This is a genomic window from Streptomyces sp. NPDC030820 (assembly GCF_055572075.1).
In genome coordinates this window covers 105,822-125,536 of sequence record NZ_JBVIEB010000017.1, presented here as the reverse complement: position 1 = coordinate 125,536, position 19,715 = coordinate 105,822, and the positions used below count along the sequence as shown (strand labels likewise).

Genomic DNA, 19,715 nt, shown 5'->3' with positions numbered 1-19,715 from the left:
AGGGAAGGCGCAGTGTCCGGGTGATGCGCACATTAGGTTCCCCCACTGTGCCTCCCCCCCCCCCCCGGCGCCCCGAGAAAGGGACATCCATGAAGGGCGCACGCGCCTACCTTGCTGCCGTGGCTGTCAGCGGCGCAGCCATCAGCCTCATCGTCACCCAGCATCTCGGCTCCTCCAGCCCCGACGCCGATCCTGCGGCTCCCGGCGGACACCGAAGCCCCGCTGCGACATCGCAGCCCCTGGACTCCTACGGGCCTTCGGACGCCGACATGACGGAGATCATGAAAGCGCGGAAGATCCTCGAGATTCGCTGCATGAACAAGCTCGGCTTCACCGGCAACACCTTCTACGGCCTGACCTACGACTCCTTCGACGAAACCGCCAAGAGCCAGCACCTCTGGCCGCTCACCGTGCAACAGGCACGCCACCACGGCTACCACGCCACCAGCGACACAGCCACGCCCGCCAGCGAACCGAGCACCAAGCCCACCCCTTCAGTACCAGCATCTGCCCTTCACCTGCAGATCGCCGCCATGTTCGGGAAGGTCGCACGCGTCCACAGCCGCGATGTCCCTTCAGGAGGCTGCAGCGCTCAAGCCGAGCGAGACCTGGAGCGCGGCGCACCTGCCCAGTTGCCCGTCGATCCACGTGTGCTCAGCGACCAAGCGCAGACCCGAGCCGACCAGGCGGCCTCCGTGACTGCGGCCGTCAGCGCCTGGAGCGCCTGCATGAAGCACGCGGGCTACTCCTACCACACGCCCCAGGATGCCGTCGCAGATGCTGCTGGCACCCCGTACATGGACGGGCGCTTCCACACGAACCCGAACGCCAAGGAAATCGCCACAGCCACCGCCGACGCCCACTGCCGCACCACGACAGGGCTGTACGAGCAGTGGAGCGCCGCAGTCACCCACTTCGAGGAAACCGCCATCGCCCACAACCGCACCCAGCTCCGCCGCTCGCAGGCCATCACCAAGATCTGGGTCAGCAACGCCCGGGCCACGGTTCAGGCCCATGACCGACACTGAGTGCAGGTTGGATGGGGCTGGTTCAGGGCTCGGGTGAGCTCGCCGAGGCCCTGAAGCGGCCGAGCTGATGCGAGCGCCGGGTCGCCCTTCTGCCCGTAGAAGATGCGGCGGGTGACGCCCGCCGCAAAGGACGCCGGCGGACGCCGGTCAACCACGATCCGTGTCCGGCAGCGACGCGCCGCCGTCCTGCCCACACTCACTCCGCGGCAGATCGACCGGGATCTGCGATGCCTGCGCGTACTGGGGCGACGGGGTTCGAGAACGGCGGGGGTCGCGGGGCTGACGGACATGCTGGGCCGACATCGAAGGCGGCGGTTGAGCGGGCACCGGGCCGTTACATGGGTTGCAGGATCCTGACAAGTGCATCCCTCAGTTCCGGGGTGGTGTGCCCCTAGCCTGGTGCCAGTTGATGTCCCATCAGTAAGGAGTGACTTGTCATGGACCGCCGCTCCCTGCTTCTCTCGGGACTGGGCGCCAGCACGGCCGCCGCCACTGCCCTCACCGGGGCGGCGCCCGCGCCGAGCACCGACCCGGCAGAGCAGAGCCGCGACCGCAACGGCGGTCTTCCCGCCGCGCAACACCGCCAACTGACCCTGCTGGTACAGCAGTACCTCGCTGACCGGGCGGCCCGGGTCACCGCCGCCCGGCCGGCGCTGAACCAGGTCGCGGCCCTCTCTCTCACCGCCGATCTGCTCCGCGACTACCGCAGTGATGCCGACCGCCTCGACGGCGTCCGCGACCGGACCGCCGCGTTGCACAGCGGGTACACCCGCGCCCGCACCACTGCCGAGCTCACCGATGTCACCGTGCACGGCGGCACCGCCACTGCCCGAGCGGTGGAACACACCGCGCTGTACTTCGCCCGCATCGCGCCCGGCACCCCGGCAAGCACCCGCTACCGCAGCGCGCACCAGGTGGTCTTCCACCAGGTCAACGGCGCCTGGGCGCTGGCGGGTTGCCGCTATCTGCCGACCAATGCGTACGCGCGCCCGCTGACTCAGTTCCCCGAGTCGATACCGGAGCCGATGCGCCCCCGCGTGGTACCCAACGCAGTCCCGCAGGCCGGTCGGCGCCCGGCCAAGGCCGATCCGTCCGGCCGGCGCTCCGCTGCCAAGCCCGCGGACGGGGGCTACGACTACAGCGCCATGATCTCCTACGCCGAGCAGTGGTGGAACGACCGCAACGTCCTCTCGTACCCGGTCTACGACGACGACTGCACCAACTTCATATCGCAGTGCCTCGTCACCGGCGGCTGGCTGACCGAAGGCTCCTGGCCGGACAATTCCCGCGACGACAACTCCTGCTGGTACTGCTACGGGTTCTTCTACAACACCTCCTACACCTGGGCCGGCGCCGAGAACTTCTTCGTCTACGCCACCCAGAACTCCCAGCGCACCACCGTGCTCGACAACGCCTATGACCTGACCCCGTCGGACATCCTGCAGTACAACTACTCCCACGCCCCCAACGACATCCAGCACACCCAGATCTGCACCGGCTGGAACGAATCACCACTGATGACCCAGCACACCGACGACTACGCCGACCGCCCCCTCTCCGAGATCCTGTCCGATCCCGTCAACGGCAGTGCGTGGCTCTACCCCCTACGGACCTGAGGGCCATCCGCACGGGCGCATCGTCAGGAGGTCCGTCGTGGACTGCAGCAGCATGCTCTTGACCTGGGGAACTGCTGCCCGAGCATATTGGCGACCACGTCCAGCTGAGGGCGGACGGCCTTGTCGGTGGTCTGCGCGAAGATGGTGCGTATGGTGGCCGCCACCATCTCCCCGGAACCCTTGTCGATCACGCTGAACGCGTCTCGGACGAAGTGAACCCGGCACCTTGCCAAGCGCAAAAACTTGGTCCAGAAGGGCTTCGATTCGCTGTCGCCGACCATAAGGCCGATCTCACGGTGTCCGGCGGCGGAGATGCCGGTCGCGATGGGCACGGCCTGCGAGATTGTCGCGCCTCTACACGGCTGTGCGGGACATGACTGAAGGAGGGGATGTTCGCGGCCCCTCAGTCGATGCAGAACTCGTTGCCCTCGATGTCCAGCATGGGGATGCATGCATCATTGCCGTCATACAGCGTTCGCACGTGTACCGCCCCGAGCGGGATCAGCCGTGCGCACTCGGCCTCAAGTGCGGCGAGGCGCTCTTCACCCGTGAGTCCGGTGCCGACCCGCACGTCGAGATGCAGCCGGTTCTTGGCGGCCTTTCCTTCGGGGACGCGCTGGAAGTACAGTCGCGGACCCACGCCTGAAGGGTCAATGCAGGCAAACCATGCGTCCTGCTGCTCGGGTGGCTGCGAGCGCTTGAAATCGTCCCACGTGGCAAACCCCTCGGGTGGCGGCGGTACGACGTACCCCAACACCTCGCACCAGAAACGGGCCAGGCGCTCAGGTTCTGCGCAGTCGAAGGTGACTTGGAACTTCTTGATCGACATCACCGGGCCACCGTATTAGCGTGTGCTCTTCAGCGAAACCCTCAGGGTGTCATCGCCACGCAGGGTGAGCGCCAGACGGCACGGCTCGGTTGCGTCCATGGAGATGGTGTACGGGTTCGACCTGATCCGGGGATGTGCTCCGGCTTCCGGCTGATGCCCGCACAGAAGAGCGGCCACCGGCTGGGCTTCGAGGTGTCGAAGCCCGAAGGGGATCATCGCGATGACCGCACGCGACGGTCTGCCCTGCACGCTCTCGCGGAAGGCAGCCTCGCCGCGGCGAGCCACGATCTGCTGCGCGCGATGGTCAAGACGTTCGCCGACGCACTCATGTCCGCCGAGGCGGATGCCCTCTGCAATGCAGAATGCGCTGCCCCTACCCAGAATCAGAAGACCGGAAGGACACGGCAACCAGCGGGCGCCGATATCCGGCGTCCGCAAGGCTTTGCCAGGGCGGCCGGAGAGTGCACGGGGGAGCAGATGATGGGGCAGATCCCGCCGGAGCCAGGCGGAACGGGCAGGCACGGGCGGCGCTAGCGCGACCGGTCCCGCACCGCGTCCGGTTCGTGACCGTGTGTCAGGCCCCGGACGGCGTGTCGGCCGCCCACAGTACGGCGGACACCCTGTTCAGCGACGCAGCGTGGGCCACGGCCACCACGCTGCCCGCGCAGCGCGGCCTGCGCCGCCGCTGGAGACGCTGACCTGGCAGGCACCGCCCGCCGCGCCCGAGGAGGCCGCGTCATGGCGTCGGCCGAACTCGTCCCTGTCACGGGCCCAGCCGCGGTGATCCGGCGCCGCCGGCGCGCGGAGCCGGACGTGCGCACGCGAGGCGGCGAGCGGATCTCCGCGTCCGCCGCCCGCAAGCGCGTCGACGCGGTATCGCAGAACAGCCGCGACTCCCGGGCCACGCGCTGGCGTTCCTGCAGCCTGTGGTGCGCGACGTACGACTGGGCGGAGGACGAGCCCAACGCGGTCCCGTCCCATCTGAGCGACCTCGGCGACCGCGGCCACCCCAGCAAGCCCCTCGAAGCCCACTTCGCCGCCCTCCGCGCCAGGCGCGCCATCGACAACGCCCCGCTGTCCGACGCCGGGACAGAGGCCTGCCCTTCGTCATCCGGCACCGCGCGGGGGAGGAGGCCGACGACCCGCTGGTGGAGCCGGGCCCGCTGCAGGCCCCCGACGCCGTCGACCTCGACGAGGTGCGCCAGGTGGTCCGCACCGCCGGCCGCACCACACCGCGCGGCAAGCAGATCGCCGTCACCCTCCTCCTGGACTGGTGGACGGCCGACCGTGCCTTTGAGCCCGCCCGGCTCTACCCCACGACGTCACGGTCACCACCATCAAGGTCGAGGAGCAGAGCGGAGGAAAGGCCACCCGGCAGCCCTGATCATCAAGATCCGCCGCTCCAAGGCCGACCGGCGGGCCCGCGGCGGCGAGGTCCGCATCCCCGCCCAGGACGAGCAGGAGATCTGCCCGTGCACGCCGTGCGGGTGCGGCTCGACGTCCTCGCCGACGACGGACAGCTCGCCCCCGGCCCATTCCTGCGCCGCATCGACCGCCACGGCACTGGCGCCGAGGCCGCCGGCCGCCACACCCGGGACCCGGTGCGCCGGGGCGGCATCACCGCCGACACCGTCAACGGCATCTCAAGGATGTCGCCCCGGCCGCCGGACTCACCCCACCCGGGACGAACTCGCCGCCGCATGAGCCAAGGACGGGGCGTACGCGGCCGCCGCGGTGGCGGTCACCGCCGAGGAGGCCAACGCGATCCTGAGGACATCACCGGCCACAGCACGCGTCAGGGGTGCATCCAGACCATGCTCGACGCCGGCAGCCCGTCCGAGGCGGTCTCGCTACCGCCCGGCCGTGTTCCTGGGGGCGAGGGTGCCCGTGACCCCTGGTCATGAAGGTGCCGTTCGCTTTTTCTATCTCCGACCTACGTTGTTTCTAGAATGGTCGGGTGGACGATATCGATGCGATCGCGGTGTTGCAGGATCCGGTCCGGCGCCGTTTGTACGAGTACGTGGTGACGCAGGGGCGTGAGGTCGGCCGCAACGAGGCTGCCGAGGCGGCCGGAGTGGCGCGTACGCTCGCAGCACATCATCTGGACAGGCTGGCCGAGGCCGGGCTGCTGGAGACCGGTAGTCGCCGTCTGACGGGCCGCTCGGGGCCGGGGGCGGGCCGTCCCGCGAAGGTGTACACGCGGGCGCGGAACGAGCGGGCGGTGTCGCTGCCCGCCCGTGACTACCGAACCGCCGCGGAGCTGCTCGCCGAGGCCGCCGAGGAGGCCGGGCTGGACGCCGGGCTCTGCGCGGCCGCGCGCCGCCGGGGCAAGGCCCTGCGTGGATCGGCGGCCCCCTGCGCCGGCCTTGAGGGGGTCGTGGAGATGCTGGCCGCCCGCGGCTACGAACCGTATCTGGAAGGCGCCGAAGATGCCGAGGATGTCCGGGCCGGAGCCGACGAGAGGGCGGCCGGGGCGGCCGCGCGGGTCGTCCGTATGCGCAACTGTCCCTTCCATGCCGTCGCCGAACGCTTCCCCCCGCTTGTCTGCGGCATGAATCTCGCGCTTTTGGAGGGGCTGCTCGGCCAGGACGGTCCCGTGCGTGCGCGCATGGACGCGCGGCCGGGGGAGTGCTGCGTGGTGGTCGAGGCTTCTAAAAACAATGATGATTGACATAGAAGGGGGGTAGTGCTGAGATGTGGCCATGACCGCATCCACGCACGCCGCCCACCTGGCCCAGCTCAACGTCGCGACGCTCCGTCACCCCCTCGATGATCCGCGCATGGCGCCGTTCGTCGAGATGCTCGACCCGGTCAACGCCGCCGCCGACGGCGCGCCCGGCTTTGTGTGGCGGCTCGTGGAGGAAGGGTCGGCCGACGCCACCGGCCTGCGGCCGGCAGGCGAGGACGTCATCGTCAACCTGACGGTGTGGCAGAGCCAGGAGGCCTTGTGGGACTTCACCTACCGCAGCGGGCATCTGGAGGTCATGCGGCGGCGCCGTGAATGGTTCGAGCGGCACGTCACCGCGCACCTCGTGCTGTGGTGGGTTCCCGCCGGCCATCTCCCGACCGTCGCGGAGGCCCTGGAACGGCTGGCGGACCTGCGGGCGCACGGGCCGTCTCCGCGTGCCTTCACCTTCGCCTCCTCCTACACCGCAGCCGAGGCCGCCCAGCACCTTCAGCCCGTACTGCCGACGCAGTCTCAGCAGGCCGCCCGGACCGCGTGGCCGGCGCCGGCCGGGGAGGCGGCGTTGTAGTCGCCGGCGTCCGGGGCTGGACGCGTTCGAGCACGCCGCGGGCGTCGCGCCGCGAGAAGTTCGGTGGTGCCGGTGACGGAGGGCCTCCCGACCCGATAGGCCCTCTCTCGAACTTCAGCCGCCGTACGGTGAGAAACAGTGGCTGAGTTCCCTGCCTCGTCCACGACCGGCGGGTGCCTGGAAGGTGCCGGCACCAGGGCGTGTTCCCTCGTCCGGGTGAGCGTGGCCCGTTCTGACCAACCTCGCGCGGAGTGCGCAAGCCTCATCCCTGTCGGGATTCCTTCAGTCTGGGTGACGTCGAGGAGGCGTGGGTCGGCTCTGGCCGTAGTGCGCGATCTGCGTGAGTACCGGGGCCCCGGTGAGCGAGGAGGAACTCGCCGAGCTCGAGACCGACGTCCTGGCGGGGTTCGTGCTCGCGAGGGCTTCGGCCGGACTGGTCGACAGCACGATCCGCAACGACACCAACCATCTTCCTTGAGCTGCGGCACAAGATCGAGCTGCACAACCTCACCGGCCGCGTGGTCGAGTGCCCGCTGGACGAGATGAACCGGCCGCGGGCCTCGGTGGAGCCACAGCTGCGGATCCCGCCTGGCGAAGCGGAGATCGAGGAGCTGTTCGCCGGGTGGCGTGAGGAGCTGGCATCTTGCCGCAAGTTCGGCCCGGCGGCCCGTAATTGCGCGGTGGCCCGGCTGGCGGCCGACGTGGGGCTGCGGATCAACGAGGCACGGATGCTCGATCTGGACGATGTCCGGTGGGAGCTGGGCCGGTTCGGCAAGCTCAATGTCCGGCACGGCAAGGGCTCCCGGCGGCGGGGCCGAAGCCGCGGCTGGTGCCGCTGATCAACGGCGGCGCCGACCGCAACTTGCGGGGTTCATCGAGGACGTGTGGGGCCACTTCGACGCCGACCACACCCGGCCTGGTGCCCCGCTGTTCCCCTCCGAGCGCAAAAACCGGGACGGCTCCTGCTCGCGGGCGACCGCCGACGTCTTCCGCCGGTCGCTGGCCGACGCCGCAGCCCAGCACCTCCCCACGTGGGCTGGGAAGCTCACCCCGCACGTGTTGCGGCACTTCTGCGCCTCCCAGCTATGTCTCGCCGGCATGAGTCTGTTCGCCATCCAGGAACTACTCGGACATACCTGGACCGGCACCACGGCCCGGTACATCCACGCCCACGGTTCCCACGTCGAAGACGCCTGGGTCAGCGGGCAGCAGCGCGCCACCGACCGTTGGAAAGGACTGGCTCAGTGAAGTGGAACCTCGACCTAACGTCGTTGGTATGGATGTTGGGCTGTTGTCTGGGCCGGGGTGGGCTGTGAACTCGATCGAGCGGACCGCCTGTCCGCTCAAGCGGCTGATGGGTGAATCAGGCCGGTGGCCGGCGTTTCCGTGGCGTCAGAGCCAGCTGGTTCAGCGGGAGAGCACCGTCCAGGACGTCCGACTGATCCGTGATCACAGGGAGCCGCGCGACCAGGTCGGCGTCCAGCAGGCACGTCTGGGCCAGGACCGATGCCTGGTCCCAGTAGATGTGCTCGCTGTCGATGGCTCCGTCGCGGAACCCCACGACGGCGATGACGGGCACGCTGACAACTCTCCCGGTCGGGTCCACACCGGGCAGGACCCACGGGACCTCGATGTCGTGGGTGAAGGACACGACCATCTCGTCGACGATCCGGTCGCCCCCGACAGTGCGGGACACGGACCTCAGCGCAAAGTCCGCCGGGTTGCGCCCGATGAACCAGCGCTCGTAGAAGTCCGCGACACTCTGGCGGCCTACGCCGCCCATCGCGGTCGGCACATGGACCACTGTGGGGCTGTCGGTCATCGTGCTCATCGTGGCCTGCAGGTCCAGCTGCACGAACTCGCCGTCCGTGTGCGCCACCCACACGCGCTCCATCGCAACACGATCAGACATGGGCGTCTTCCTCACCGAAGCACCGGTCGCCCCCGCCACGACACTCAGTGTCGGGGCAGAGGGTCCGGTACGCATCTCAAGGTCGTCCGGCACACCCCCGGCGGGCTTCAAGCCAGAAGACACCGTGGGTTCCCGATGAAGGCCCCTCGGTCACGCTGAACCCACGGCTGACGTGCTCTTAACGAATGTGTCACCAGCCGCAAATGGCGACACCCGGCCTCGCTGACCTGCAGGATCAGGCATCGGGTGCCTTTATCGAACGTCTCATCAGCTGCAGGCGCAGCTGATCGCCTATGATTTTTGGTAATACTGGCCGGTAATCACCTTGTTGTCCGACATCATGTGCGCCCGTGGGGCGGCAACGGGTGGGCATGTATGAGCTGGTCGAGCACTGGACGGTGCTCGATGACGAGCTGGAACTCGTGGCGGGGAAACGTGGCGCGACGCGGTTAGGGTCCGCGCTGCTGCTGACGTACTGCACGCGGCATGGCCGGTTCCCCCGGGGCCGGGCAGAGTTCCCGGACGAGGTTGTCGCCTTCGCAGCCCGGCAGACGAAGGTGCCGGCAGCGGACTTCGGCCTGTACGAGTGGTCCGGGCGGACAATCGAGTACCACCGCTCCCAGATACGCGAACACCTGGGCTTTCGCGTGTGCTCCGTACAGGACGCGGAGAAGCTGACGGCCTGGCTCGTCGCCAACGCGGCGCACGCGGAGCGGAATGCGGACCAGGTGCGCGAGGAGCTGCTGAACCACTGCCGCGAGGAGTGCATCGAGCCGCCGACACCAGACCTGCCCACCGGCGCCGACCGGCGCGGGCTGACCCCGCTGTTCTGGAGCCATGTCCGCCCGTACGGCGAGGTCCGCCTGGACATGGGCTCACGCCTGGCCATCGGCACGACCACCGCGCCGCACCCGCCGCTGTGAACAGTCGGGGATCTCGGGGATGCCGCAGGGCATCTACACCGGTTCCTGGGCCGGGTTCGCGATTCCGGGCCGCGCTCGAACGTCACATCAACCGAATGGAGTGCCATGGATCGCGAAGAACTGCACCAGAGCCTCAGCCACAGTCTCGTCACCCAGGTAGCTCCCGAGGAGGCCGCCAATGAGATCACCTACGACCTGATCTCCACCCAGTACGCGCGTCGGCGAGCGCATTTCAAGACCAGACCCGCCGAGGTCACCAAGACGAAGGCCGGTTCCCTCAACGGCTTCGACCCCGGAAGGGCCGCCGAGGTAGTCGAGCTCCTGCTGGCGCCCTACGCGATGGCGCTGGTCGACCAGGTTCTGGACTTCCTGCTGGGCAAAGCCAGCGAGTCTCTGGGCAACCGCATCTGGGCATGGAGGCCCCGTCGGCGCCCGGCCTGCGAACCAGCCGCCATTCCTGCGCTGACTCCGGAACTCCTGGAACGCGTGAAGGCCCTGTCCGGGTCGCTCGTGGCTCAGTGGAACCTCCCGCCAGACAAGGCGCATCAACTCACCCTCGCACTTGTTGAGCTTCTCCTGGCACGCGGGGAGAACGACGGCGGGGAGGAGGCTTGACGACTACCGTCGGGGTTCCGACCGCGACCACGGGTCGCTTCCTGGTGATGGCCGTCGCTTCCCTGGGCAGTGCGTCCTTCGCTTATCAGGTGATTCTGACGGACAGTGACATCCCGCCTGCCCTGACGGGGCTGGTGGGAATGGCTCTGCTGCTCACGCCAACCGTCCTGATCTACCTTGTGCTACCGGCCTGGACCCGACGTAACCTTCACGAGCCTAACCTGGCCATCGACGAATCTCGCCGCGTTGTGGCACGAGTGGGCGAACTCGCCGCTGCCTCCGGACTGCACCGGCACCCAAGCGTCATGTTCATGTACAGCGACACCGCGCCCTACGCACAGGCCTTCGGCCGGTATCCGCGCTACTGCGTGTGGATCAACGAAAAGCGCCGGCAAAAGGACCCGGCGTTGTTCGATGGCGTGGTGCGCCATGAGCTCACGCACATCCGGCTGCGCGACGTCGACATCTGCCGTGTGGCTGTCGGCATGGCCTGGGCATTCGTCCCAGTGGTGGTGGTGCCTTACACCATCGTGGTGGGAGCCGACGACATCGGGCGATACCTGCGCGAGGACCTATGGCGCCTCCTCTCCCTCGGCGCCCTGGTCTACCTCATGTTCTGCTCCGTCAATCGGACACGTGAGCTTCACGCCGACGCCCATGCGCTGCCGCCCGAAACCGCCTGGGATTCCCACTCAGCCAAGAGGTTCTCGTGGCTCCGGTTCCACCCGAGTCCCGACCAGCGCAGGGATGCCGCGGCCAACCCGGCCCTGCTGGACCGGCTCAATCCCTGGCTGGGTGCGGCGACGGGCGTGGCGGCCGGGATCGCGGTCCTGCCCGTCGACCGCGCCATCGAGCTGATGCTGGCCGACCGTGCGAACACCGCAGTGGGAGCGGCCGTCGAAGGTCTCGTCATCGGTGCTGTCATTGCATCCGTCATCGGCCCGGCCATGTGGCGGCGCGCCGCGCACGGCGACCGTATCCGGGCAAGTCTCTGGCTCGAAGGCTTGACCGTCGGCGGCGGTGTCCTGGCCGGATCCCAGTTGTCAGTGCAAAGCCCGATGGCCCTGGAGGCCTTGGTGGGGGATCGCCTCTGGCTGACGGAGGCCGGCGTTGTCGCGCTCCTGGCTGGGCTGCAGGCACTGCTATGCCGATGGATCGCGGCCACCTCACCGGTGTGGCAGACCAGTGCACGTGCCGAGGCGAGTGCCCCCGGGAATCCAAAGAATCCCGGTATGCAGGCCCGGCCAGTACCTGTCCCGGATCTCCATCAGCAGGCATGCCGTCATCCCGCCTTCCAGGCCGTCATCGCCCCGCGCTTCCGCAGCAGGCTGCACCTTCTCGGCGCCCTGATCACGGTGGTGTTGCCCACTGCCGCGGTGTGGGTGTTTTTCCTGTGGTCCTATCGCATGCTCACCGGCTTCCCTCTCTTCTTCAACGACGTGATGCTGGGGCTGTTCGGGCATCAGGCGTCGTCCCCGCCGAGCCTGTTCGACCAGTTCGCGCTGTTCGGCGTCGCCGTCTACGACGCTTTGGTGACCGAGCCGATGAGGCTGTCCCCCATCTATGTCGTCGGCGTGGTGTGCATCTGCGTGCCGCTGGCTGTGGCCCCGCTGCGTGACGTGAACCTGTGGCGTCGCACCGTTGCAGCCATCGTCGTCGGAGCGGCGACTTTCCTGATCGCGCTCCCGTTCCTGGCCCGGCTCTTGGCCAGCGCTGTCTCCCGCAACACCCACCAAGGAACCAGGATGGCTGAGATCACGTGGCCTGTCCTCACCCTTTTGCAACTACCCATCGCGGTCGTCGGCATCGGGACCGCCGTGGCTGCCGCCGTCCTGGCGACACGGGTAGGACACTCCAGACCGGCGCTGTATGCCATGGCCGCGGCGGTCGTTTGCGGAGTGATCACGACTGTGGCCTCGACTGTGTACTGGTGGCCGATGCCGAGCGCGTTCACCAACGGGGTGGTCGCCGCAGCGCTGATCATCGCGCCGTTGCTCAGTCTCGCTGTCACCGGACGGCTGGGCCGCCTCCTCCACAGCCCGGCTGAAGCTCACCAGCGGCCACCCGTCCGGCTGCGGACCCGATGGCGCCTGATCACAGGAATCAGCATGGCAGGCGCCCTGGCGATCGTCGCGAGCTTCCTCGCGGCACCCTCCCTTGTGAAGGTCGCTGCCCCGCTTTCTGCCGACGAACAGACGGCTCGGTGCGTAACAGGGCGGTGGCAGGTGGAATCAGACGTCCAGACCATCTCCATTATGGGCAAGAAGGCTCCGGCCTCCGGTGGAGAGGGCATCACCTGGACCTTCCTCACCGACGGCCGCTACCGGAAGCAAAGCCGCTCCGCGGAGTTCGAGGTGCTCTGGCGTTCGCGGACCTGGCGCATGGTGTACGACGGCACCACGGAAGGCGCCTGGCGCATCGAGGACGGCAAGCTCGTGCTGGTCGACGTGACCCGGACCAACGAGATCCGCACGCTGTACTTCTCTCCCAACGAGCCGATGGGCGGCGCGCCGATGCGTCTCACCACCACCTCCCGGCCCGAGCGCCTCTCAGCAGCCTGCGCGAGCCCGCTCATGACCCTTGAACGCGACGGCCACCAAGAGGCGCTGAGCAAGATGCTCTCAGGAACCCGTAGCAGCGGACACGAGTGACCTGATCGACGAAGTCTCAACGTGCTTTGCGGAGCATCTGCACCAGTTTCTGGGCTGGGCACGCGATTCCAAGCCGTGCACCCGAGAGTCACGTCAATCCGAACGGAGTGCTATGGATCCCGAAGAACTGCACCGAAGCCTCAGCCACAGCCTCGTCAATCAATTGAGGGGGCGGGAGATGCGTGGGGTGGTCAGTGCGGCAATGGCGTTGGTGGGCGTGCTTGTCTCAGCCGGATGTCACGCTGCTTCCAGCGGCTCGGGCGGTGGCTCCGGCGGCGGTGGAGGGTTGATCACCGGTGGCCCGTCGGGCGGGACGTCCAGGAGCTCCGCCTCGACGGGCGGCTCCGGCACACCCGGCGGCTCCGGATCGCTTCCGACTGCCATGCTGGGCAACTGGCAGTCTTCAGACACGCGGTGGAAGTTCCAGGACGACGGCTCGTTCGAGGCGTCCACCACCTCCGACACCGGGGCGAGCGCCTGCACCGGCGAGGCGCGGGTGCGGGGAACCGAGCTGACCATGGTGTCCACCTGTGATTTCGATTTAACTGGCGTCTCCGGCACCTCCGGCCCGCAAGCTCACGTATACACCTGGCGCCTCGGTAGGGACCAGGTCGGCCAGCGAACGCTGACGTTGAGCAGTGCGGGCGGAAGCCCAACAGAGGTGCTCGTGGCCCAGAACTCACCGGACTCCGTCGTGGCGGAATGGGGCTCTCAGTCAGCTCAGGAGCCTGCCACGCTCCGCATCGAGACCGACGCCAGCTTCTCGCTGTACTTCAACAGCGACGATGCCCAGTGCCTGGAAATTCAGGGCACAGCCCGGCTGAACGGGAGCCAGGTCGTACTGACCCCGACGACCACCGGACCCGGCTGCAAACCCGTCGACCAAACCGGGCCCTTCGTCCTGACCCTGTCCCAAGACCGCTCCGCTCTACTGGACCGCGGAGGGGAGACCTTTCGGCGTCAGTCGTAAACGCGGGACGGCCTCGCCCCAGCCCTGCGGGTGCAACGCAGTTCGCGTTGCACCCGAGTCACAAGCACATTCCGAGCTTGTCGAGTACTGGTACGGCCGAAAGGGACAGTGGAGCCTCCCGGGAGCCGTTCGTAAGGGGATCCCCCAACGAACAGAAGTGATCTTGTCTGGCCAGAGTGGTCGACCAGGGCGGACGGCGTCTCATTCAGGGTGTCCGATGATCTGTACGGTCAGCCGGGGGATATCCGTACACTCCTCGGCTGTGACCGGACTCCTCACGGCTACGCCCGCTGCTCGACCGACGCCCAAGACCTCACTGCCCAGCGGGAGATCCTAGTCGGCCTCGGCGTCCCCGAAGACCGGATCTACCTCGACCGCGGACTGACCGGCACCCACCGCAACCGGCCCGGCCTGAACCAGGCCCTCGCCGCCGTCCGCGCCGGCGACACGGTTTGTGGGAACGGGCACGGTGGAAGGCGGCGTGGGATCAGCCGGTGTCGAGGCCGTCGATGAGGCGGTTGAGGAACCGGGTGAAGGTGGCTTCGGGGGTGACGGGGCGCCCGGGGGCGCAGAGGGCTTCGGCGAGTTCCGGGTGGTGGCCGTCCGCGGCGACGGCGGCGAGGTAGCGGGCTTCAGCTGCGGCTCGGTCGGGTGACTGCGAGGCCGCGGCCTGCGCAATCTCGTGGGCGACGTGTCCGGCTACGAATGCGGTGAGTTGGGCGAAGATCTCCAGCTTCGCCCTACCGTCCAGTCCGGTGGGCCGCAGTGCGGCGAGCGCGTGTTCCAGGAAGGCCAGGGTGTTGGGTCCGGGGATGCGGCGGGTGGCGAGCGCGGCGGGCAGCCAGGGGTGTCGCAGCATGAGGGCCCGCTGGAGGTGTGCGATGGCCTTCAGGTCGGCGCGCCAGTCGCCGCTGAGCGTGTTTGCGGTCGGCAGTTCGCCGCTGACGTGGTCGACCATCAGGTTCAGCAGCGTCTCCTTGTCGGGGGCGTAGCTGTAGAGCGACATGACACCGGCTCCGACCCGTGCGGCGACTTTCCGCATGGTGACCGCTTCGAGACCCTCTGTGTCCGCCAGGGCGACGGCCGCCGCAGTGATCGCCTCTCGGCTGTAGGCAGGCTTGCGACCTCGGCGGGGCTGGTCAGAGCTCAGCCAGAGCTGCTGAGGGTCGACGCCTGGGGCGCCGGCCGCTGCGTCACGGGGCACGGTCCGCGCTCCTTCCTTGATCGGCGGTCCTTGCGGGCCTCAGTCAAGCATGCTCTATTCTCGTACATCGTACGAAAATCAAGGAGGGGACGATGACGTCACGCACGCACGGTTCTGTGCCGAGGCCGGCCTGGGCACCGCCTTCCGGGAAACCGCCCCTTGCCTCACGGATGATGAGGGCGACGTGGCGCCGTCTCCCGGCCAAACGGCACGATGTCGGGTGGGAGCCGCGCCTGGTGGTGCCGGCCGCGGATGGCAGCCCGCTGATCACGGACCACTATTTCCCGCGCACCGAGGGCGACTTCCCCACCCTGCTGGTGCGCTCGCCGTACGGCAGGGGCCTGCCGTGGTCCCCCATGTACGGCTTGCTCTTCGCTGAACAGGGCTTTCACGTGGTCCTGCAGAGCTGCCGCGGCACCGGCGGTTCGGGGGGTACGTTCGATTTGTGGCGCAACGAGGTCGCCGACGGCCAGGCCACGGTGTCCTGGCTGCGCGAGCAACCCTGGTTCAGCGGAACACTCGGGACCGTCGGCCCCAGTTATCTCGGCTACGTGCAATGGGCCCTCGCCATGGACCCACCGCCGGAACTGAAGGCAATGGTGGTGCAGGTGGGCCTGCACGATCCCTACGCCCTGTTTCACGCGCACGGTGCGCTGCGTCTGGAGAACGCCCTCGCCGTCGGCGTGGGTATGACCTACCAGCACCAGGGCATGGCACCGTTCCTGAGGGCGACACTGCGCCTACAACGCCGTCTGCGGGGTGTCACCACCGCGCAGCCACTGCGCGGTGCCTGCGCGTCGGCCCTCGGGGGCGAAGTGCCCTGGCTGGACGACGTGATGACACACCAGGACGCCAAGGACACGTACTGGCGCGGCGCGTCGCTGGCAAAGGCGGCGGAACGGCTCAGCGTGCCCACGAACCTGATCACCGGATGGCACGACGCGCTGGTCGACCAGACCTTCGAGCAGTACGACCGGCTGCGTCAGGCTGGATGCGAGACCGCCCTGCTCGTCGGCCCCTGGACCCACACCTCCGCCCTGCAACAGGGATGGCCCGAGGTGTTCGCCGAGAGCCTCGCCTGGCTGCGCGCCCACCTGTACGCCGACCCCTCCGGACTGCGTCCCACAAGAGTGCGCGTGCACATCGGCGGCGAAAACGCCTGGCGGAACCTCGACGACTGGCCGCCGGCCACGGCCGTCAGCCCGTGGTTTCCCACCGCACAGGGGTATCTGACCCGACAGGCCCCCACGGACTCCGCACCACTGAGGTCCTTCCGCTACGACCCGGGCGACCCCACCCCGTCCCTTGGCGGCCCTCTGCTCTCCCGCACCGCCGGTCCACGCGACAACAGCAGCCTGGAGGCCCGGGAAGACGTACTGACGTTCACCGGCCCCCCGCTGACCGAACCCGTGGACATCGTCGGGCCGGTCTCCGCGCGGTTGAGCATCTCCACGGACACCGGTCACACCGACGTCTTCACCCGCCTGTGCGACGTGGACACACAAGGCCGCTCCGTCAACATCTGCGACGGGCTGGGCCGACTGCGGACGGACGGGCAGGAGCCGTCGCAGATCACCGTTGCGATGAGCTCAACCGCCCACCGCTTCGCCATCGGTCACCGCATTCGCTGGCAGATCAGCGCAGGCGCCCATCCGCGCTACGCTCGCAATCCCGGCAACGGGGAGTCGCCGGTGGACGCCACCACCTTCACACCTGTGCGCATCACGCTTCACACGGACTCGGTGCTGATGCTTTCGATGCAGGCCGACAGTTCGGGGTTCAGCCCTGTGGTGAATGGTTGACCGGCCGGACCCGACTTGTCCGGCTCACTCCTCGCCGCCGTCTTCTCGTCCAAGCCGACCGCCTCCGGGAACCGGCGGTGAGCGGTCGACTTCGAGATACCGAAACACGGCGGCAAGGCCCGCCATGACCACCGAACTCAGGGGGAGCAGTCAAAGTCCCCACCGGGACGCTGACCGTCGATGGTGCTGCTGACCCACGCGTTGTGGCTCATCGCTGCCGTGGGGGGCTGTCCCAGACCGCCGACTGGTCCAAGGCGCCTTCGGAGGACTGAAGGACCGTTCGCACCACGTCGTGGTGGAAGCGACGGATGTGGAACTCGACCAGGTCGCCGGCGCGTTCGGCGTCCCCGACCGCGATGGCGTCGTGGATGGCGTGGTGTTCCGCGCGCAGGCGGTCTCGTTCGTCCTCCCAGTCCTCCATCCGGTGGAAGGCCGTCAAGAGGGTGTGCCGCACCGCGTTGCGCACCGCGACGGTCAGATCGGTGACCAGGCGGTTGCCCCCGGCCTCGGCAATGGCGACATGGAAGCGGGTGTCGTGGTCGTTGAACTCCTCGCGGGAGACGTCGGGGGCGTCCATGTGCGCCAGGCATTCGGCCATTCGGGCCAGGTCCGCCTCGGTGGCCTGGTCGGCGGCGAGGCGGGCGCTCGACCGCTCCAGCGCGGCGCGGGCCTCCACGACGTCCTTGACGGGGAAGTTCGCCAGCGCGATGTGCAGCCGCAGCAGCTGGGTCAGGCCCGCGCTGGGCATGGCGGCGATGACGCTGCCGGAGTCGGGACCGGTGCCCACCCGGGCCCGCAGCACCCCCTGGGCCTCCAGTACTCGCAACGCCTCGCGGATCGCGGCGCGGCTGACCCCGAGCAGCTCGACGAGTTCGCGTTCGGGCGGCAACCGATCCCCGACGCGCAGCTTGCCGGCCAGGATCTGCTCCTCGATCCGCGCGAGGACCAGCTCGTAGGTGCGCGAGCGCGGCACAGGTTCCCAGATCGTCGGCTCAGCCATGAAAGCCCTTCTCGTCAAGGTGGGGGTTCGCCCGCCAGCTCGATAATAGCCCGATGTGTGCCCATTGCTTGGTCAGACCAAACAAGAAATTCGCGTCACGCTCTAGACCGGAGCCGATGGCGGACCTAACTTTGGAGTCGTCCAGGCTATGGTCTGACCAAGCTAATGAGGGTCCGCTATGTACCAGCCTCACCTCTCCCCGGTCGCAGGCAGCCTCGCGTTGTCCGCTCTCGTGGCCGCTCTTCCCTTGCTCACCTTGTTCGTGCTGCTCGGCGGCGCGCGGCTGCGCGCCCACTGGGCCGGGCTCGCCTCCCTCGCCGTGGCGGTCGTCGTCGCGGTCGCGGGCTACCACATGCCCGCCCGACTCGCGCTCCTGTCCGCCGGCGAGGGCGCCGCGTTCGGCCTCTTCCCGATTGTGTGGATCCTGGTCACCGCTATCTGGCTGTACCAGCTGACCGTCGTCACCGGGCGCTTCGAGGATCTGCGCCAGGCATTTCACCTGATCAGCGATGATCCTCGGGTCCAGGCGGTGATCATCGCCTTCTGCTTCGGCGGCCTGCTGGAGGCGCTCGCCGGGTTCGGCGCCCCGGTGGCGATCACCGGCGTGATGCTCATGGCCGTCGGCTTGGCGCCGTTCCGCGCCGCGGTCACCGTCCTGGTGGCCAACACCGCCCCCGTCGCCTTCGGCGCCATCGGCATACCGATCATCACCGCCGGCGGTCTGACGAAGATCCCCTACACCGAGATCGGCGCGTACGTGGGACGGCAGACACCGCTGCTCGCGCTTTTCGTGCCGCTGCTGCTGGTCGCGCTGGTCGACGGCCGGCGCGGCGTCCGCCAGACCTGGCCGGTGGCCCTGGTGTGCGGGGCGGTCTTCGCGCTGGCCCAGTTCACCAGCTCCAACTTCCTCTCGGTCGAACTCACCGACATCATCGCCTCACTCGCCGCCCTGGCCGCCGTCGTCGTCTTCCTGCGTCTGTGGCAGCCGCGCGGCGGCGAGCAGGCCCGCGCCGAACTGAGCGCCGCCCACCCGCAGGCTCCGGACGGTCCGGCAGGCTCCGCCCCAGCCCCCGGCCCCGCCGCCGCGGTGGGCACCCGGACCCGGCCGGCGGCGTCCAGCACCACGCAGGCGCCGCGCGAGGCGATCGCCGGCCCCCGCCTGTTCATGGCGTTCCTGCCGTACCTGGTGGTGATCGCCGTCTTCTCGGTCGCCAACCTGGTCAAGCCGGTGCAGCAGGCGCTGGCCGCAACGACCGCCGACATCCCTTGGCCCGGTCTCGACGGGCAGGTCCTCACGGTGGCCGGCAAGGTCAGCTCGACCACCGTCTACCACCTTTCCTGGCTGTCCTCCCCGGGCACCCTGCTGCTCCTGTCCGGCCTGCTCGTCACCGCCGCCTACCGCATCAGCCCGGCCACGGCCGCCCGCGAGTTCGGCGCCACGCTCGTCAAACTGCGCTGGGCCGTACTCACCATCGCCGCGGTGCTCGCCCTGGCCTACGTGATGAACCTCTCCGGCCAGACCATCACCATCGGATCCTGGATCGCCGGCACCGGCGCCGCCTTCGCGTTCTTCTCCCCGGTACTGGGCTGGCTGGGCACCGCCGTCACTGGGTCGGACACCTCCGCCAACGCGCTCTTCGCCACCCTGCAGCAGACTGCCGCAGCCAAGGCCGGCCTGTCGCCCACGCTATTGGTCGCCGCCAACACCTCCGGGGGCGTCCTCGGCAAGATGATCAGCCCGCAGAACCTCACCATCGCGGCCACCGCCGTGGGCCTGGCCGGCCGTGAGTCGGACCTGCTGCGCGGAGCGGTCAGATGGAGCCTGGGCCTGCTGCTGGCGCTGTGCACGCTGGTCTACCTGCAGTCCGGCGTCCTGGCGGGGATGCTCCCGTGAACTTCCGTACTGGAGAG

General features: G+C 68.7%; 19 protein-coding genes and 2 pseudogenes. 16 read left to right on the top strand and 5 right to left on the bottom strand.

Annotation, left to right across the window (positions count from 1 at the left end; translation table 11 throughout):
* Positions 1–89: 89 nt before the first annotated feature.
* Positions 90–1,028, top strand: a complete 939-nt coding sequence (locus ACZ418_RS36145; RefSeq protein WP_468371427.1) for a hypothetical protein — start codon at positions 90–92, stop codon at positions 1,026–1,028.
* A gap of 437 nt (positions 1,029–1,465) precedes the next feature.
* Positions 1,466–2,644 (top strand): amidase domain-containing protein, encoded by a 1,179-nt coding sequence (locus ACZ418_RS36140; RefSeq protein ID WP_468371425.1) that lies wholly within the window; start codon positions 1,466–1,468, stop codon positions 2,642–2,644.
* 27 nt (positions 2,645–2,671) lie between these two features.
* Here the strand turns inward: ACZ418_RS36140 and ACZ418_RS36135 are convergent.
* Together ACZ418_RS36135 and ACZ418_RS36130 are read right to left on the bottom strand one after the other, a co-directional pair.
* Positions 2,672–2,985, bottom strand: a pseudogene (locus ACZ418_RS36135) (transposase); the annotation flags it as partial.
* A gap of 62 nt (positions 2,986–3,047) precedes the next feature.
* The gene (locus tag ACZ418_RS36130; protein WP_468371423.1) at positions 3,048–3,476 is read right to left on the bottom strand and encodes a VOC family protein; all 429 of its coding nucleotides are present in this window, start codon (positions 3,474–3,476) and stop codon (positions 3,048–3,050) included.
* A 217-nt stretch (positions 3,477–3,693) separates the two neighbouring features.
* Here ACZ418_RS36130 and ACZ418_RS36125 point away from each other — a divergent pair.
* From ACZ418_RS36125 to ACZ418_RS36095, 7 genes and pseudogenes are all read left to right on the top strand, one after another.
* Positions 3,694–3,836: pseudogene (locus ACZ418_RS36125) on the top strand (IS256 family transposase); the annotation flags it as partial.
* Between the two features lie 200 nt (positions 3,837–4,036).
* On the top strand, positions 4,037–4,171 hold the full coding sequence (locus tag ACZ418_RS36120; RefSeq protein WP_468371422.1) for a hypothetical protein: 135 nt from the start codon (positions 4,037–4,039) through the stop codon (positions 4,169–4,171).
* 774 nt (positions 4,172–4,945) lie between these two features.
* Positions 4,946–5,377, top strand: coding sequence for a hypothetical protein (locus ACZ418_RS36115; protein ID WP_468371421.1), 432 nt, complete (start codon positions 4,946–4,948; stop codon positions 5,375–5,377).
* A 53-nt stretch (positions 5,378–5,430) separates the two neighbouring features.
* Positions 5,431–6,144 (top strand): helix-turn-helix transcriptional regulator, encoded by a 714-nt coding sequence (locus tag ACZ418_RS36110; protein ID WP_468371419.1) that lies wholly within the window; start codon positions 5,431–5,433, stop codon positions 6,142–6,144.
* A gap of 31 nt (positions 6,145–6,175) precedes the next feature.
* On the top strand, positions 6,176–6,727 hold the full coding sequence (locus tag ACZ418_RS36105) for a DUF3291 domain-containing protein (RefSeq protein WP_468371418.1): 552 nt from the start codon (positions 6,176–6,178) through the stop codon (positions 6,725–6,727).
* A gap of 518 nt (positions 6,728–7,245) precedes the next feature.
* Positions 7,246–7,566, top strand: coding sequence for a hypothetical protein (locus ACZ418_RS36100; RefSeq protein ID WP_468371416.1), 321 nt, complete (start codon positions 7,246–7,248; stop codon positions 7,564–7,566).
* Positions 7,567–7,609: 43 nt separating this feature from the next.
* The gene (locus ACZ418_RS36095; protein ID WP_468371414.1) at positions 7,610–7,975 is read left to right on the top strand and encodes a tyrosine-type recombinase/integrase; all 366 of its coding nucleotides are present in this window, start codon (positions 7,610–7,612) and stop codon (positions 7,973–7,975) included.
* 115 nt (positions 7,976–8,090) lie between these two features.
* Here ACZ418_RS36095 and ACZ418_RS36090 read toward each other — a convergent pair whose 3' ends face one another.
* Positions 8,091–8,639, bottom strand: coding sequence for a nuclear transport factor 2 family protein (locus ACZ418_RS36090; RefSeq protein WP_468371413.1), 549 nt, complete (start codon positions 8,637–8,639; stop codon positions 8,091–8,093).
* Between the two features lie 371 nt (positions 8,640–9,010).
* On the opposite strand from ACZ418_RS36090, the gene ACZ418_RS36085 reads away from it, so the two are divergent.
* From ACZ418_RS36085 to ACZ418_RS36065, 5 genes are all read left to right on the top strand, one after another.
* Complete coding sequence (locus tag ACZ418_RS36085) at positions 9,011–9,562, top strand: DUF4158 domain-containing protein (RefSeq protein WP_468371412.1); 552 nt, start codon at positions 9,011–9,013, stop codon at positions 9,560–9,562.
* Positions 9,563–9,667: 105 nt separating this feature from the next.
* Positions 9,668–10,177, top strand: a complete 510-nt coding sequence (locus ACZ418_RS36080) for a hypothetical protein (protein ID WP_468371411.1) — start codon at positions 9,668–9,670, stop codon at positions 10,175–10,177.
* Positions 10,174–12,828: a M48 family metalloprotease gene (locus ACZ418_RS36075; protein WP_468371410.1), complete on the top strand. Its 2,655-nt coding sequence runs from the start codon at positions 10,174–10,176 to the stop codon at positions 12,826–12,828. Before ACZ418_RS36080 ends, ACZ418_RS36075 begins: the two co-directional genes overlap by 4 nt.
* 112 nt (positions 12,829–12,940) lie before the next feature.
* The gene (locus ACZ418_RS36070; RefSeq protein WP_468371408.1) at positions 12,941–13,798 is read left to right on the top strand and encodes a hypothetical protein; all 858 of its coding nucleotides are present in this window, start codon (positions 12,941–12,943) and stop codon (positions 13,796–13,798) included.
* A 210-nt stretch (positions 13,799–14,008) separates the two neighbouring features.
* On the top strand, positions 14,009–14,311 hold the full coding sequence (locus ACZ418_RS36065; protein ID WP_468371406.1) for a recombinase family protein: 303 nt from the start codon (positions 14,009–14,011) through the stop codon (positions 14,309–14,311).
* Here the strand turns inward: ACZ418_RS36065 and ACZ418_RS36060 are convergent.
* Complete coding sequence (locus tag ACZ418_RS36060) at positions 14,286–15,002, bottom strand: TetR/AcrR family transcriptional regulator C-terminal domain-containing protein (protein ID WP_468371405.1); 717 nt, start codon at positions 15,000–15,002, stop codon at positions 14,286–14,288. The two genes, ACZ418_RS36065 and ACZ418_RS36060, sit on opposite strands and share 26 nt — an antisense overlap.
* A gap of 92 nt (positions 15,003–15,094) precedes the next feature.
* Here ACZ418_RS36060 and ACZ418_RS36055 point away from each other — a divergent pair, with 92 nt between their 5' ends.
* Positions 15,095–16,804 (top strand): CocE/NonD family hydrolase, encoded by a 1,710-nt coding sequence (locus ACZ418_RS36055; protein ID WP_468371404.1) that lies wholly within the window; start codon positions 15,095–15,097, stop codon positions 16,802–16,804.
* Positions 16,805–17,012: 208 nt separating this feature from the next.
* On the opposite strand, the gene ACZ418_RS36050 is transcribed toward ACZ418_RS36055, so the two are convergent.
* Positions 17,013–17,804, bottom strand: a complete 792-nt coding sequence (locus tag ACZ418_RS36050) for a FadR/GntR family transcriptional regulator (protein ID WP_468371402.1) — start codon at positions 17,802–17,804, stop codon at positions 17,013–17,015.
* A gap of 178 nt (positions 17,805–17,982) precedes the next feature.
* Between ACZ418_RS36050 and ACZ418_RS36045 the strand changes: the two genes are divergently transcribed.
* A complete protein-coding gene (locus ACZ418_RS36045; RefSeq protein WP_468371401.1) occupies positions 17,983–19,698 on the top strand; it encodes an L-lactate permease in 1,716 nt (571 codons plus the stop codon).
* Positions 19,699–19,715 lie beyond the last annotated feature (17 nt).

Bases quoted from the DNA above. Each gene is read 5' to 3' on its own strand.
- ACZ418_RS36145 (WP_468371427.1), top strand. From the start codon at position 90: ATGAAGGGCGCACGCGCCTACCTTGCTGCCGTGGCTGTCAGCGGCGCA.
- ACZ418_RS36140 (WP_468371425.1), top strand. From the start codon at position 1,466: ATGGACCGCCGCTCCCTGCTTCTCTCGGGACTGGGCGCCAGCACGGCC.
- ACZ418_RS36105 (WP_468371418.1), top strand. From the start codon at position 6,176: ATGACCGCATCCACGCACGCCGCCCACCTGGCCCAGCTCAACGTCGCG.
- ACZ418_RS36090 (WP_468371413.1), bottom strand. From the start codon at position 8,639: ATGTCTGATCGTGTTGCGATGGAGCGCGTGTGGGTGGCGCACACGGAC.
- ACZ418_RS36085 (WP_468371412.1), top strand. From the start codon at position 9,011: ATGTATGAGCTGGTCGAGCACTGGACGGTGCTCGATGACGAGCTGGAA.
- ACZ418_RS36080 (WP_468371411.1), top strand. From the start codon at position 9,668: ATGGATCGCGAAGAACTGCACCAGAGCCTCAGCCACAGTCTCGTCACC.
- ACZ418_RS36070 (WP_468371408.1), top strand. From the start codon at position 12,941: ATGGATCCCGAAGAACTGCACCGAAGCCTCAGCCACAGCCTCGTCAAT.
- ACZ418_RS36055 (WP_468371404.1), top strand. From the start codon at position 15,095: ATGACGTCACGCACGCACGGTTCTGTGCCGAGGCCGGCCTGGGCACCG.
- ACZ418_RS36050 (WP_468371402.1), bottom strand. From the start codon at position 17,804: ATGGCTGAGCCGACGATCTGGGAACCTGTGCCGCGCTCGCGCACCTAC.
- ACZ418_RS36045 (WP_468371401.1), top strand. From the start codon at position 17,983: ATGTACCAGCCTCACCTCTCCCCGGTCGCAGGCAGCCTCGCGTTGTCC.